Here is a 13364-nt window from a genome sequence, read left to right on the forward strand (position 1 = left end):
GCTCAGCCGGGCGCCAACGCCGTCAGCAGCGGCGCCATGCCCGGCTCGCCCATCCCGCCCTGCGCCGCCGCCCGCGCGACCGCCAGGTTGGCCGCCACGCGCGGCGGCGCGGCGGGCAGCGCGGCCAACGTGGCGAACACCTCCGCCGCCTCCGCCGCGCGCCCGGCCAGCAGCAGCGACATGCCGAGATTGTTGGCAATGCCGATGCTGGCCGGTGCCAGCGCCAGCGCCGCGCGATGGCGGCCCTCGGCCTCGGTGTGCCGGCCCAGCAGATCGAGCGCCACCGCCTGCCCGCCCAGGGCCTGCGCATCCCGCGGCGCCGCCGCGACCGCGCGCCGGAACTGATCCAGCGCCTGGTCCGCCGCCCCGGCGCGCAGCCGCAGCCGGCCACTGGCCACCAGCAGGCCGGCATCGGCGGGATGGCGTTGCAGCGCCCGCAGCAGCACCTGCTCCGCCTGCGCCGTGTTGCCAGCCCGCAGCAGCGCCGCGGCGAAGCCCGCCTGCACGGCCGCGTTGCCCGGTTCCGCCGCGGCGGCGGAGGCGTACATCGACAGCGCCATGTCGGTCCGCCCGGCCGCCTCGGCCGCGGCCGCGACGCGCAGGCGCGAGCCGGTGTCGTGGTCCCGCGGCCCGCTCGGCGGCGCGCCGGCGCAACCACTCAGCAGCACCAGCAGGGGCCATAGGCCGCGCATCATGGGGAACCTCCGAGGGTCTTGCCGATTTCCAGGATGGATGGCCCGATCAACGCAATGAACAGCGCCGGCAGGATGAACAGGATCAGCGGTCCGATCAGCAACGCGGGCAGGCGGATCGCCTTCTCCTCAAGCCGCAGCATGCGTTCCTGTCGCATGTCGGCGGCCAGCACGCGCATCGCCTGGGCCAGCGGCGTGCCGTAGCGCAGCGTCTGCGACAGCGTCGCGGAAAGGCGCTTGAAACCCTCGAGCCCCGTCCGCTCCGCCATGCGCTCCAGCGCCAGGCGTCGGTCCGGCAGCATGCGCAGTTCCTGCACCAGGATGTTCAGCTCCAGCGCAATGGCGGCGTTGGAGCCGGCCATCTCGCGCGCGACGCGATCCACCGCCGTCTCTAGCCCCAGCCCGGCCTCGGCCGCGACCACCAGCAGGTCCAGCGCATCCGGCAGGCCGCGCTTCAGGCGCTGCTGGAAGCCGCGGCGCAGCCGGTCCACCACGCGGTTCGGTCCGATGACGCCGGCGACCACGCCGCCGAAGGTTAGGAAGATGGCGTTGTGCGCTTCGGCTTCCGTCGCCACGGCGTAGCCGAGCGCCGCCAGCGGCAGCGCCAGCATCAGCACGGCCTTCAGCCCGATGAAGACCGGCACGCTGTGCCGCGGGTCGAGGCCTGCGGCCGCCATGGCGCGCTGGAATTCCTGCACCTCCGCGCCGGAGACGATGGCGCTGTCCCGCAGCCATTCCCCCAGGCGGCGGAAAGGACGGCTGAAGGCGCCCGCCAGACTCCGTGCGGCGCGGCCGGTCGCCGCACGTTCCGCCGGCCGCACCACGGCGCGCAGGCGCAGCGCCAGGTCACGCTCCTCCGCGCCCTGCGCCAGCAGCGTTGCGGCCAGCACGGCAAGCGCGATGGCCACGCCGGCGGCCCCCATCGCCATCAGCAGCGTCGCGAGCGGCAGCGGCTGCGGCATCAGTCGCGCCCCGCCTGGCGGATCAGCCAGCGGATCGACAGCACGCCGAGGATCATCATGCCGAAGCCGGTCAGGGCCATCGTCCGGCCGGTCGGGTTTTCGGTGAAGGCGCTGATGTAGAAGGGCTGCATGGCGGACATGCCGAGTGCCGCGACGAAAGGCAGCACCAGCAGCAGCGCCGCCTGGGCCTTCGCCTCGCCGGCCATCGCCTGCGCGCGCCGCGCCATGGCGACGCGCTTGCGCACCATCTCGGACAGGTTGTCGAGCGTCTCCGCCAGGCTGCCGCCGGTCTGCGCCTGCAGGCCGAGCGTGACGGCGAGGAAGGCATATTCGGTCAGGCCGGTGCGTTCATGCAGCCGCGCCAGCGCCGCCTCGATCGGCCGGCCGATCGCCATGTCGCCGATCACGCGGGCGAATTCGTCGCGCGTCGGGGCCGGCATCTCGCGGCTGATGCCGCGCAGCGCCTCGGCCAAGGGCAGGCCGGCGCGAAGCGCGCGGACCATCAGGCCGAGCGCGTCGGGGATCTGCACGAAGACCTGCTCGCAGTAGCGGGCATGCTGCCAGCCGAAGATGCCGCGCGCCGCCAGCACGCCGATCATCGGCGCGGCCAGCAGCGCCGGCGCCTGGCCCAGGATGCCACCCAGCAAGAAGGCGGCGCCGATCGTGGCCAGCACGCCGATCAGGGCCACCAGCGGCCATGCGATGACCTGTTCCTGCGGCATGTCCGGGTTGAAGCGCAGGAAGCGGAAGATGCGCATTGCCAGGGCTCCGTGCCGGCTGCCGCCGACGCGGATGCTCGGCAGCGCCACCGCGGCGCCCTGCGGCGCGGCCTGGGACAGGCTGCGCACCCGCTCCCGCAGCGCCCGCCCCGTGCCACCATGGATCAGCGCCAGCCCGCCCAGCAGCAGGCTGAGCAGCAGCGGCAGGGCGATCAGCAGCGCCAGCGCGAGGGACATCTCAGGCCTCCCGCAGCGCGTTCATCCAGGCCTCGCCCAGCCCGAAATACTCCAGCCGCTCATAGAAGCCCGGACGGATCGCCGGCGTCGCCCAGCGCCCGCGGATGCGGCCGGTGGCGTCGTCGCCCTGGAATTCGAAGGCGAAGATGTCGTTCATCGTCACCACCTCGCCCTCCAGCCCCACCACCTCGCTCACCTGCAGCACACGGCGGCCGCCATCGCGCATGCGGGCCACCTGCACGATGATGTCGACGGCGCTGGCGATCTGCGTGCGGATGGCGCGGCTCGGCAGGCTGGACTGGCCCATCTGCACCATGTTCTCGATGCGGATGATGGCGTCGCGCGTCGTGTTGGCGTGGACGGTGCAGTAGGACCCGTCATGCCCGGTGTTCATCGCCTGCAGCATGTCGAAGGCCTCGGCGCCGCGCACCTCGCCCACGATGATGCGGTCGGGGCGCATGCGCAGCGCGTTCTTGATGAGGTCGCGCTGCGTGATCTCGCCGCGGCCTTCGAGGTTCACCGGCCGCGTCTCCAGCCGCACCACATGCGGCTGCTGCAATTGCAGCTCCGCCGCGTCCTCGATGGTGACGATGCGCTCGCCATGGTCGATCAGCCGGCTCATCGCGTTCATCATGGTGGTCTTGCCGGAGCCGGTGCCGCCGGAGATCACCACGTTCAGCCGGCAGCGCGCCGCGATCTCCAGCACCCGGGCCACGGCATCGGACATCGAGCCGCCCTCCGCCATCGCCCGCAGGTCCACCTTGCGCTTGGCGAATTTGCGGATGGAGATGCAGGCACCGTCGATGGCCAGGGGCGGGAAGACGACGTTGACGCGGCTGCCATCGGCCAGGCGGCAATCCACCAGCGGGCTGCTTTCATCGACGCGGCGGCCCACGGTCGCCGCCATCTTCTGCGCGATGGCGGCCAGCTGCGCCGCACTGCGGAAGCGGATGTCGGTCTGCTGCACGCGGCCGCGGACCTCGATGAAGACGCGGTCCGGGCCGTTCACCATGATGTCGCTGATGCTGTCATCGGCCAGCAGCGGCTCCAGCGGCCCGTAGCCCACCATGTCGTCGGCGAGTTCCTGCGCGATCTGCGCCTGTTCGCGCGCCGAGATCTCGATGCGTTCCCGCCCCGCAATCTCATGCACCAGCGATTCCAGCTGCTGGCGCAGCGCCGCGGCCGGCAATTCGGCGGCCACCACGGGATCGACGCGCTCCATCACCTGCACGCGCAGGCGGCGGACCGGCGCATCGGAGGATGCGGCCGGCTTCAGCGGCAGCGGCGGCGCCATCGGCTGTGCTTCGATGACCGTCGCGGTCTCCAGCCGCCGCCCGAAGGTGCGGCTCATGCGCGGGCGCGCCCGAACAGCCGCGCCAGCAGGCCCGGCGTCGCCTGGGCTGCCGGCAGGGCGGAAATCTCCTGCATCAGCGGGGCCATGGCCCGTCGCAGCGCCGGCACATCTGGCGCCGCCGGGCGGCCGAGATTCGCGGCGCGTGGCAGTTGCTTTGGCAGGTCGGGCAGCACCACGTCGGGCGCGGCGCCGAGGCCCTCCTCCACCAGCTTCGGCTTCAGCCCGCCCGGCATGCCGCTGCGGTTCAGCACCAAGGTGGTCTGCGAGCTGCCGCAGCCGGCGATCAGCTTGCGCAGCGCCAGCGCATCCCGGATGCCGGCGATGTCGGGGCCAAGCACCAGCACGGTCTGACGCGAGGCCGCAAGCGCCGCGCGCTCCGCCGCGCCGGGTGGCATGGGCAGGTCGATGACGACGTGGTTGAAGCGGTGGCGCAGCATCTCCAGCACCTGGCGCAGTCCGGCCTCGGTCGGCGCCGGCAGGCTGTCCATCGGCTCCTCCGCCGCGATCAGGCGCAGGCGGTCGCCGATGGGGATGCCGACTCGGTCGAGAAACAGCGCGTCGACGCGGTCCGGCTGTTCCAGCGCCACGCGCAGGCCGGTACCGGGCCGTACGCCGAGCATCAGCCCGGCATTGCCGCCGCGCAGATGCAGGTCGAGCAGCGCGACATGGCCGCGGCTGGTGGCGGCGAGCTGCACGGCAAGGTTGACGGCAACGGTGGTGGCGCCGCAGCCGCCGCGTGCGCCGCAGACGGAAACCACCTGGCTGCCGCGGCCCAGTGCCTCCGCCGCGGCCGCCGCCTGACCGGCCAGCAGCGGGCCGAACAGTCGCGCCACCATGTCCCGCGTCAGCGGCTTGTGCAGGTATTCGTCGACGCAGAGGTCGCGGGTCATCTGCCGGTAGAAGGCGATGTCGCTGCGTTCGCCGATGACCAGTACGCGTACATCCGGCATGCAGACGCGCGACAGCGCCTCGAGTGCCAGCATCGGCTCGGCGATGCCGCCGATGTCGACGATCAGCGTGACGGGGGTTGCTTCCTGTTCCAGCGCGCGGGTCGCGGCGCGCACGTCGCCACGGCGGATCTGCAGGCTGCCGAGCAGGTCGGGAAGTCCGCCGCGCAGCGCCGCCTCGCTCGCCTCGTCGGCGACGAAGGCGAGGCAGGCGGGGCGGTCGCCGACAGGCGGCACCACCGCGTTGCCGCGGCCGGTATCCGGCGCCTCCCGCGCCAGGCCGGGTTCAGCGCGCACCCGCTGTCTCCATCGGGGCGTCCTGCGTCGTGGCCGGCGCACTGCCGATGCGGGCGGCGCGACTGTCGGGCAACGATCGGCGACGGTCGCGCTGAAGCCGGGTGATCGCGAGGGTGGCGGGTTGCGCGCGCTCCGTCGCCGCCGCGCGGCCCCGCACCGCGTCCTGCGGATCGGCCAGCATCAGGCGCAGATTGGCGTCGTTCACGCCGCTGGCCTGCCAGGTGCCGGGCCGATCGAAGTCGCCACCGCCGCAGGCGGCCAGCGGGCCGACCAGAAGCAGGACGTGGATCTTGCGCATCGCCATTTCCCTCAATCCAGGATGAAGCCGGCGTCGATTTCGCTCGGTGGCACCGGCGCCGCGCCGCGCGCCGCCTGCCGGCGGTGCAGGATGCGGTCGAGGTCGGTGGCCGGCCGGAAGCGGTCCGTCGGTGCCGCCAGCGCGCGGGGGTCCGACACCGGCTGCACGAGGTAGGGCGTGATGATGATGACCAGCTCCGTCTCGTTGCGGCGGTAGCGGTCGGAGCCGAACAGCGCGCCCAGCACCGGCACGTCACGCACGCCGTTGATGCCTGTATTCACCATGGTGTTGCTTTGCTGCAGCAGGCCGGCGATGGCGAAGCTCTGGCCGCTGCCGAGTTCCACCGTGGTTTCGGCCCGGCGCACGGCCAGCGCCGGGATGCGCACCACGCCGCCGGCCAGCGGCACGCTGATGGAGCCGTTCTCGGTCAGCTCGCTGACCTCCGGCCGCACCCGCAGGTTCAGCCGGTCCGCGCCCAGCACCGTGGGCACGAAGGCGAGGCTGACGCCGAACTGCTTGTACTCGATGGTGATGGAGTTGGTGCTGTTGCTGGCTGCCACCGGCACCGGGAACTCGCCGCCGGCCAGGAAGCTCGCCTGTTCGCCGGATTGCGCCGTCAGGTTCGGCTCGGCCAGGATGGTGATGAGCTGGTCGGCGGCCAGGGCATCGACCACGCCGTTGATGTCGAAGGCCGAGCGGCTGCCGGAGGGCTGGCGGGCAAACCCGTTGAGCACCCCGGTGGCGCCGGCGGATTGCAGGCCGATCATCAGCCCAGCGGCGTTGCTGGCGAAGCCCTGCCAGTTGAATCCCAATTCCCGGCTGACCTGGCGCGAGATCTCGGCGACGCGGACGCGCAGGTTGACCTGGATGCCGGCCAGCAGGGTCAGGTTGTTGATGACCTCGCGTCCCTCGCCGCCATAGGTGCGGGCGATGGTCTCGGCGCGTTGTGCGTCCGCGGCATTCGCCACGGCGCCGTCCAGCACCAGCGGGCTGCGCGCAGTGCCGCCCACGGTCAACGCGGCCGCACCGGGCACCAGCCGGCGGATCATGCTCTGCACTGCCGCGGCGCTGGGCGGAGGCGGGGCGGCGGGCGGGGTGTCGGCGCCGGCGGCCGGCACCGCGGCGGCACGGCTGGGCAGCACGGTGATGTCGAACTCGGCGACCGGCGCGCCGTCCTCCGCGGTCGCGATCACGGTGGTGCGGCCCGGCGCCACCGCCATCAGGAACAGGCTGGTAGGGGAGGCCGGCTGCACGCGGGCGATGCGCGGGTCGGAGGCCAGGACGGTGATGGCGGGCACCGGCAGGCGCAGCAGCCGGCCGGCGCCGGCCTCCAGCAGCACGGAGACCGGCAGGCCGGGGGCTTGTGCGGGTGCGGGCGTCGCCGGGGCCTGCGGCGCGACGCGCAGCGGCTGCGCCGACGCGGCGCCGGCCGCGAAGGCAAGGCTGGCGGCGGCCAGGACGCGCAGGGCCGCGCGCCTCACCGGAACACCACCTCGGTCTTCTCGTCGCCCTGGAACACCTGCATCCGTGCACCCTGGCTGATGGCGGACCGCGCCAGGGCGGGGGAGACGTCGGCGCCGAACACCGGCGGCGTGGCGCCCGCGGCCTGGACCACAGGCTGTTCGATGGACCGCACCGTCAGCGCGATGCGGCCGAGCCGGCTGGCGACGGCGACACGCTCCGCCTGCTCGCCGGAGACCTCCAGCGTCACGGTGCGGGCGATGCGGCCGACGGTGGCTTCGGCGGCGCTGGCGCCGCGGGTGAATTGCTGGTCCACGGCAATGACGCGGACATCGACCAGCACCGTCTCGCCGATGACGCGCCGGGCGAGCGGCGCGTCGCTGGCGGCGAGTTCCTGCGTCAGGATCAGGTCAACCTGGTCACCGGGCCAGATCAGCCCGGCGGCCCCCGTCACCACGTCGACGCCGACCGAGATGGCGCGGCTGCCGGGGCGCAGCACGGCGGCGAGGAAGCCGCGGTCGCGCGGGCGCAGCACGTCGTCGCGGTGCAGCGGCACCTCGGGTTCCAGGTAGCGGCGCAGCAGCGCGCCGCGCAGTTCGATGCGGCTTTCCTCGCCAGGGGCGATGGCGCCGTCCGGCACCTGGTCCGGCGGCACTTCGCGGGTCGCGAAATCCTCGTCCTTCAGCAGCGTGCCCGGCAGCAGCGGCCGGGCGGCGACGACGATGCTGACGCGGGCGGGCGTTGGGGGAGGCGCTGGGGTCGCGGCCTGCTGCGGCGCTGGTGCGGAATCCGGCGCCAGCACCTGCCAGGCCACGGCGCCGAGGCCCACGGCGCTCAGCAGCAGCGAGGCGATGAGCAGCAGGCGGAGATACATGGCTCAGGTGACCGCGAGGTGGGTGAATATGCCGCCGGCGGCGATGGCCACGGCGTAGGGCAGGGGGCCGCCACGGCGCAGGCGACGGACCTCCACGGCCGCAACGCGGCGAAAGCCGCGTCCGCCAAGGGCCGGCACGCGGCATCGCGCAAGACCGGGTCCGGCCATGTAGCCCAGACCCAGGAGCCCTCCCGCGAGCGCGGTGGCCAGCACGAAATCCAATGTCGCCGAAGGCGCGAGACCCAGCGCCAGCGCCGAAGCGAGTTTCACATCGCCGCCGCCGAGCCAACCCCGCATGGCCAGGGCGAGCAGGACCAGGAACAGCAGGGCCGTCACCGCCAGGGACAGCAGCAGCGGCGAGACGCCGAGCGGGGCGCGCAGGCCGATGCCGAGGAGGCCGATGGCGACGGCGGCCAGGTCCGGCAGGGTGCGGGTCAGGACATCGCGCCAGGCGACGAGGAGCAGCAGCAGGACGACCAGGATTTCCGCCAGCGCCGTCACGCTTTTGCTCCTCCGCTCCCGACCTGCCGACGCTTCGCCGACGGGCCGGGGGATCTGCCTGGCTAGGAAACCAGGCCGCCCAGCTTGGCTTCGAGCAGCGGCTTGAGGACGAGGATGCCGGCAGCAACCGCAGCGACGATCCCGGTGGCGAGCACGGCGTATTCCGCGGCCGTCACGCCCTTGCGGTCGACGATGGCGCGGCGGGCGTTGGTGAGGGCGAGAGCGATCATTGCGGCATTCCTTGTCGACGACACGATGCAGGGTGCCGAGGCCCGGATGGACCTCGCGCCGGAGGTTGCGTGCCATCCGACAGCCGCCAATTGGGCTGAGTTCGAAGGCGAGCGCAACGAAGGCTTTGCAACCTATTGTTGTGCGACACTGCCCGACAAATCCTGAAGCGGGCGCTGCTGCATGGAATGCCCGCCTGCTGCCATATGCTCGGTCCACAACCGGAGCGGGAGCATCCCGTGATTCAGGCAGCGCAGTTCATCGTGGGTCGCCGGGGCCGGCGTGGCTCGGTCGCCGGCATGACCGCCGTCAGCTTCACGGTGCTGATCGGCTTCCTCGGCCTCGCCGCGGAAGGCGGCACCTGGTACCTGGCCGCGCGCAACGCCAGCACCGCGGTCGACCTCGCCGCGCTGGCCGGCGCCATGACGTGGGAGGCGGGCGGTGCGGTGGTTGCCGTCGCCACCGATACCGCGACCCGCAACGGCTTCGTCGCGGATGGTCGTACCACCGTGGCGATCAGTCACCCGCCCACGACCGGCAGCTTTGCCGGCAACGCCGCGGCGGTGGAAGTCGTCATCACGCAGCGGCAGGAGGTGCGGCTGGTCGGGATGTTCGTGGATGCGGCACCCACCATCCGGCGCCGCGCCGTCGCCATCGCCAATGTCGACGAGCAGGTCTGCCTGCTGGCGCTCGGTGGCGGGCTGGAACTCGGCGGCAACAGCACCACCCATGCGACGCGCTGCGCCCTGGCGGCCAATGCGCCCGCGCCCGGCGGCATCCGCATCTATGGCAGCGCCAGCGTGCGCGCCGCGGCGCTGGTGACCACGGGCACCTGCAGCGGCTGCGCCAGCGGCGACGTCTGGGCGGATGCGGCACGGACCCAGCGGCCGGTGGTGACGGCAGGGCGGGTGAACCCCATCACCGACCCCTTTGCCGGCCTGCAGAGCTGGACGCCGAGCCCACCCGCCTGCCGCAGCGGTGCCGTCACCTTCACCAGCAACAAGGCGACGCTGGCCCCCGGCGCCGCCATCTGCGACAACCTGACGATCGGCACCAAGGACCACCTGCACCTGGAGCCTGGGATCTACTACCTCAGGAACGCCGACCTGACGGTGCAGGGAAAGATCACCGGGGACGGCGTGACCCTGGTGATGACCGGCGATACCGACCGCGTCGGCACCATCCGCATCAACGCCCAGGCCACCGGCGCGCTGCGCGGCCCCGCCACCTCGCTCATCCCAGGCCATCCGGAAGCCGCCGGGCTGGTGGCGTATCGCGACGCCCGCGCCACCAACAATGGCAGCACCAAGGAGGTTCAGCTGAACGGCGGCGCCACCATGCAGATGTTCGGCGGCATGTATTTCCCGAACTCCGACGTGGTGGTGAACGGCAACAGCGGCATCGGCTATTCCAGTTGCCTCGGCGTGGTCGGCTACCGGCTGTCCTTCTCCGGCTCCTCGGACACCGATGTCGACGTCTCCGGCTGTGCCGGCTTCGCGCCCTTCGCGACGCTGCGCACCGTGCGGCTTGTGGAGTAGCGCCGATGGCCGGCTGGAACATCCGCGGGCCTGGCGCACGGCGCGGCATCGCCGCCGTGGAATTCGCGGTGGTGGCGCCGGTGCTGCTGCTGGCGATCCTGGCCGCGCATGATGTCGCCAACCTGGCGCAGACCTCGATCCGGCTGGAACGCGCGGCCCGCGCCGGCGCGCAGCAGGCGGCCGCCGACCCGGCGGACCTCGCCGCCATCCGCGCCCGCGTCATCGCCGCCTGGCCGGCGCTGAGCGAGGCGGATGTGCCGATGCCGGTTCTGGCCTGCGAATGCGCGGCCAGCCCCGTCGCCTGCGACCTGCCCTGCCCGGGCGGGGCGACGCGGCTGCTGACCGTCACCGCGACACGCAAGCTGGTGCCTCACCTGCTGCATGGCCTGACCAAGGGTACCGGCCATGCCGTCCTGCGCCTGCGCTGAGCCGCGCCGTGCCGTGTCCATGATCCGCCTCGGCCGGCGTGGCGTCGCCAGCCTGGAATTCGCGCTGGTCGGGCCCGTCCTGGTCCTGCTGCTGGTCGGCGGGATGGAGGCGGGGCGCTACATGGCCACCGTTGAATCGCTACGCATGGCGAGTGCCGAGGCGGTGCGCGCGGTGACGCTGCGTGGCGGTTCGAACATCGGCAGCGGCCTTGCCGCCTGCACCGGGCTCAGCGGCGCCCAGGCGGGGCAGGCGCAGATCGGCGAGGCCGCCCGCCTGCCGCTGCTCGATCCGGCGAAGCTGGAGGTCACGCTCAGCGACTGCGCCATGGACGGCGCGGTGGCGCGGGTGACCGTGGCCCTGCGCTACCCGCACGCCGCCAGCTTGCCCTGGTTCGCGGTGACGTTGGGGGAAACGGCGCAGGCGGTCTTCAACTAGCTGCTTCGGTCCTTGTGTCGCACACGCGGATGTGAGAAATTAACTTTACAGTATCCGGCGATCGAGCACGCCCCATGACCGCCATCCATCCCCCGAGCCTGCGGCCCAGCCCAGTGACGATCCCCGGACCAGATCCCACCCCGGTACCGATGCCCAGCCTGCTGATCGTCGAGGATGATGCCATCCTCGCCGGCGAGTTGCTGGAAACCTTCGCGGATCACGGCATGGCCGCACGATCCGTGGACAAGTGGCCCGCCGCCCTGAAGATGCTGGAGGACTGGCAGCCCGACCTCATCATCCTCGACCAGCGCCTGGGCGCGGTCGACACGCTGCTGATGCTGCCGGCGCTGCGGGCGCTGACCGCGGCGCCCGTGCTGTTCCTCACCGGCAACCGGTCGGAGGCCGATCGCGTGATCGGCCTGGAACTGGGGGCCGATGACTTCCTGCTGAAGCCGATCGCGGGCCGCGAGCTGGTGGCGCGGGTGCGCGCGCATCTGCGCCGGACGGTGCGGCGCGAGGCGGTGCCGGCCGGCGAGTGGCGCATCGCCCCGGCGGAGCGGCGCCTGTACCGCCCCGACCGCAGCGCCGTGCCGCTGACGGCGGCGGAGTTCACGCTGCTCACCCTGCTGGCGGAGCGGCCCGGCACGCCCATGGACCGGGAGGTGCTGACCCAGCAGGTGCTGCGCCGGCCCTATCGGGCGGAGGACCGGTCGCTGGACAACCTGGTGCACCAGATCCGCCGCAAGCTGGGCTGCCGCGGCGCGGGGGAGGTGATCGTCGCCATCCGCAACCAGGGCTATGCCTTCAACGGCTTCCCCGAGGCCTGAAGCCGGGACGGGCCCCTCGGTTCAACACTCGGTGCCGGTGAAGCTGCAACTGGCACTCGCCGGCAGGGCGAGCCGCGCCACCGCGCCCTCCTGCCGCGCCATCCGGGCCAGCAGGACCAGCGCGCCGCCGTAGTAGTCCGTCGCCTCGGCCTGTGTCGGAAACACCGCGCCCTGCGCCGTGCCGGCCTGCGTTGCCGTCGCCAGCGCGATCACCGCCGCGACACCGGCATGCGCGGGATAGGTCGCCAGGCTGCCGGTGCGAAGGTCCACCCAGGCGGGGTGCCGGCCGGGCGGGAAGCCTGCGTGACGCTGCCGCCAGAAAGCGACGGCGGCGCTCAGGGCCGGTGCCGTGTGCTCGCCGGCCCAGCACAGGTTCAACGGCACCCGGATGGCGTCCCAGGAAAACCGTGCGGGCCAGTCCGCAGCCGGAACCACCGAACCATCGTTGCGCGACAGCGTCACCCAATCCGCCGGCAGGCCCCAGCGCCCGAAGCGCGCCGAGGCCAGCAGTCGGTGCGCGGAGACCTCGAGCGCCGCCCAGCCCGGTTCGGGCGCGAGCCGCGCCAGCGCGCGCAGGGCGACCAGGTTGTAGTAGGACGGGTTCAGGATCGCGTGGCCCGGCCGCTCGAACCCGTAGGGCCCGGGCAGCAGCACCGTATCGCCGCCAACCAGGCGCACCGACAGGCGCAGCAGGTCCTGCGCAATTCGTATCGCACGATCATGCCAGGCGGCCTGGTCCCACAGGGCCGCGGCGCGTTGCAGCGCCCAGGCGATGGCGATGTCGCCGTCGGTCGCGCTGTTCAGGTCGGTGACCGGCACCGCCTGGTGCGGCTGCCAGCGCCAGGCGAACAGGGCATCGTGCGGCCGCGGCAGGTTGGCTTCGGTCCAGGCCCACAGCCTTTCGAAGGTGGCCCGGTCGCCGGCCCAACCGGCCAGCAGCATGGCATAGCCCTGGCCTTCGGAATGCGAGATGCCGCCATTGGCGGTATCCACGGCACGACCCTCCGGCAGGATGAAGCGCTGGCGAAAGCGCTGCCATTCCGCCAGGTCATCCGGCCCCGCCTGGCGCTGCGGCGGTGGGGCGGGCGGCAGCAGGATGGGGCGGTAGGCTGCGCCCATCGCCACCGGGCGGCCGGGCATGGCCAGGGACCCACCAACGCCCAGCGCCGTTCGCAGCAGCCTGCGACGGGGTCCTTCCGCCCGTGGACCTTCCGTTGGAAACCGCGGTTCGACCGGTGGCCGATGAGGCAGGCAAGGCATTGGCGGACTCCTGCCCTGCGGTGGTCGCGTCCGCCCGCACAGGGTGCGGCATTCGCGGCGCCATGGCTACCTGTTCCGAGTGCGAACTTGTTTGTGGCGCGCAGGACAAAGCGCGACTTTCAGGCCAGGGTCCGGACTTGTCGCGAAGCATCGCCCCGCCTGCGGATGTGTCGGCATCCAGGAAAGATGCTTGAGCCTTCCCGGAATGCAGCCTACCTACCGTCCAGGCGGCGCGCTGGCCTGCCGTGGTCCGAGATCGGCCCCGCCAGGCGACCGCATCGGCCCATCCACCAGTTTCGCGGATT

The 13364-nt window shown here is 72.6% G+C and carries 15 protein-coding genes; 4 read left to right on the forward strand and 11 right to left on the reverse strand.

Going from position 1 to position 13364, the window contains the following annotated elements; genetic code table 11:
- Positions 1–2: 2 nt before the first annotated feature.
- From ACFHPP_RS21150 to ACFHPP_RS21195, 10 genes are all read right to left on the reverse strand, one after another.
- Positions 3–695 carry a tetratricopeptide repeat protein gene (locus ACFHPP_RS21150; RefSeq protein WP_437165221.1) on the reverse strand — a complete coding sequence of 231 codons (693 nt, stop codon included), beginning with the start codon at positions 693–695 and terminating at the stop codon, positions 3–5.
- Positions 692–1654, reverse strand: a complete 963-nt coding sequence (locus ACFHPP_RS21155) for a type II secretion system F family protein (RefSeq protein ID WP_437165222.1) — start codon at positions 1652–1654, stop codon at positions 692–694. Before ACFHPP_RS21155 ends, ACFHPP_RS21150 begins: the two co-directional genes overlap by 4 nt.
- A complete protein-coding gene (locus ACFHPP_RS21160; protein WP_437165223.1) occupies positions 1654–2610 on the reverse strand; it encodes a type II secretion system F family protein in 957 nt (318 codons plus the stop codon). The genes ACFHPP_RS21155 and ACFHPP_RS21160 overlap by 1 nt, the downstream gene beginning before the upstream one ends.
- Before the next feature lies 1 nt (position 2611).
- Positions 2612–3961: a CpaF family protein gene (locus ACFHPP_RS21165; protein ID WP_437165224.1), complete on the reverse strand. Its 1350-nt coding sequence runs from the start codon at positions 3959–3961 to the stop codon at positions 2612–2614.
- On the reverse strand, positions 3958–5208 hold the full coding sequence (locus tag ACFHPP_RS21170) for an AAA family ATPase (protein ID WP_437165225.1): 1251 nt from the start codon (positions 5206–5208) through the stop codon (positions 3958–3960). The genes ACFHPP_RS21165 and ACFHPP_RS21170 overlap by 4 nt, the downstream gene beginning before the upstream one ends.
- On the reverse strand, positions 5198–5506 hold the full coding sequence (locus tag ACFHPP_RS21175; RefSeq protein WP_437165226.1) for a hypothetical protein: 309 nt from the start codon (positions 5504–5506) through the stop codon (positions 5198–5200). The genes ACFHPP_RS21170 and ACFHPP_RS21175 overlap by 11 nt, the downstream gene beginning before the upstream one ends.
- 11 nt (positions 5507–5517) lie before the next feature.
- Positions 5518–6987, reverse strand: coding sequence for a type II and III secretion system protein family protein (locus ACFHPP_RS21180; RefSeq protein ID WP_437165227.1), 1470 nt, complete (start codon positions 6985–6987; stop codon positions 5518–5520).
- Positions 6984–7841: a Flp pilus assembly protein CpaB gene (gene cpaB, locus ACFHPP_RS21185; protein WP_437165228.1), complete on the reverse strand. Its 858-nt coding sequence runs from the start codon at positions 7839–7841 to the stop codon at positions 6984–6986. The genes ACFHPP_RS21180 and cpaB overlap by 4 nt, the downstream gene beginning before the upstream one ends.
- A 3-nt stretch (positions 7842–7844) precedes the next feature.
- Complete coding sequence (locus tag ACFHPP_RS21190) at positions 7845–8342, reverse strand: prepilin peptidase (protein ID WP_437165229.1); 498 nt, start codon at positions 8340–8342, stop codon at positions 7845–7847.
- A gap of 62 nt (positions 8343–8404) precedes the next feature.
- Positions 8405–8572 (reverse strand): hypothetical protein, encoded by a 168-nt coding sequence (locus ACFHPP_RS21195; protein ID WP_437165230.1) that lies wholly within the window; start codon positions 8570–8572, stop codon positions 8405–8407.
- 237 nt (positions 8573–8809) lie between these two features.
- Between ACFHPP_RS21195 and ACFHPP_RS21200 the strand changes: the two genes are divergently transcribed.
- The 4 genes from ACFHPP_RS21200 (at position 8810) to ACFHPP_RS21215 (ending at position 11799) form a co-directional block, all read left to right on the forward strand.
- Positions 8810–10108, forward strand: coding sequence for a pilus assembly protein TadG-related protein (locus tag ACFHPP_RS21200; RefSeq protein WP_437165231.1), 1299 nt, complete (start codon positions 8810–8812; stop codon positions 10106–10108).
- A gap of 5 nt (positions 10109–10113) precedes the next feature.
- Positions 10114–10536, forward strand: coding sequence for a TadE/TadG family type IV pilus assembly protein (locus tag ACFHPP_RS21205; RefSeq protein WP_437165232.1), 423 nt, complete (start codon positions 10114–10116; stop codon positions 10534–10536).
- A 19-nt stretch (positions 10537–10555) separates the two neighbouring features.
- Complete coding sequence (locus tag ACFHPP_RS21210) at positions 10556–10972, forward strand: TadE/TadG family type IV pilus assembly protein (protein ID WP_437165287.1); 417 nt, start codon at positions 10556–10558, stop codon at positions 10970–10972.
- A gap of 149 nt (positions 10973–11121) precedes the next feature.
- Positions 11122–11799, forward strand: a complete 678-nt coding sequence (locus ACFHPP_RS21215; protein ID WP_437165233.1) for a response regulator transcription factor — start codon at positions 11122–11124, stop codon at positions 11797–11799.
- A gap of 21 nt (positions 11800–11820) precedes the next feature.
- Here the strand turns inward: ACFHPP_RS21215 and ACFHPP_RS21220 are convergent, their stop codons facing one another.
- A complete protein-coding gene (locus ACFHPP_RS21220) occupies positions 11821–12939 on the reverse strand; it encodes a glycosyl hydrolase family 8 (protein WP_437165234.1) in 1119 nt (372 codons plus the stop codon).
- Positions 12940–13364: the final 425 nt, after the last annotated feature.

Source organism: Falsiroseomonas sp. E2-1-a20 (assembly GCF_051433195.1).
GTDB lineage: Bacteria > Pseudomonadota > Alphaproteobacteria > Acetobacterales > Acetobacteraceae > Falsiroseomonas.

Bases quoted from the DNA above. Each gene is read 5' to 3' on its own strand.
- ACFHPP_RS21150 (WP_437165221.1), bottom strand. From the start codon at position 695: ATGATGCGCGGCCTATGGCCCCTGCTGGTGCTGCTGAGTGGTTGCGCC.
- ACFHPP_RS21155 (WP_437165222.1), bottom strand. From the start codon at position 1,654: ATGCCGCAGCCGCTGCCGCTCGCGACGCTGCTGATGGCGATGGGGGCC.
- ACFHPP_RS21160 (WP_437165223.1), bottom strand. From the start codon at position 2,610: ATGTCCCTCGCGCTGGCGCTGCTGATCGCCCTGCCGCTGCTGCTCAGC.
- ACFHPP_RS21165 (WP_437165224.1), bottom strand. From the start codon at position 3,961: ATGAGCCGCACCTTCGGGCGGCGGCTGGAGACCGCGACGGTCATCGAA.
- ACFHPP_RS21175 (WP_437165226.1), bottom strand. From the start codon at position 5,506: ATGCGCAAGATCCACGTCCTGCTTCTGGTCGGCCCGCTGGCCGCCTGC.
- cpaB (WP_437165228.1), bottom strand. From the start codon at position 7,841: ATGTATCTCCGCCTGCTGCTCATCGCCTCGCTGCTGCTGAGCGCCGTG.
- ACFHPP_RS21195 (WP_437165230.1), bottom strand. From the start codon at position 8,572: ATGATCGCTCTCGCCCTCACCAACGCCCGCCGCGCCATCGTCGACCGC.
- ACFHPP_RS21205 (WP_437165232.1), top strand. From the start codon at position 10,114: ATGGCCGGCTGGAACATCCGCGGGCCTGGCGCACGGCGCGGCATCGCC.
- ACFHPP_RS21210 (WP_437165287.1), top strand. From the start codon at position 10,556: ATGATCCGCCTCGGCCGGCGTGGCGTCGCCAGCCTGGAATTCGCGCTG.
- ACFHPP_RS21215 (WP_437165233.1), top strand. From the start codon at position 11,122: ATGCCCAGCCTGCTGATCGTCGAGGATGATGCCATCCTCGCCGGCGAG.
- ACFHPP_RS21220 (WP_437165234.1), bottom strand. From the start codon at position 12,939: ATGCCCGGCCGCCCGGTGGCGATGGGCGCAGCCTACCGCCCCATCCTG.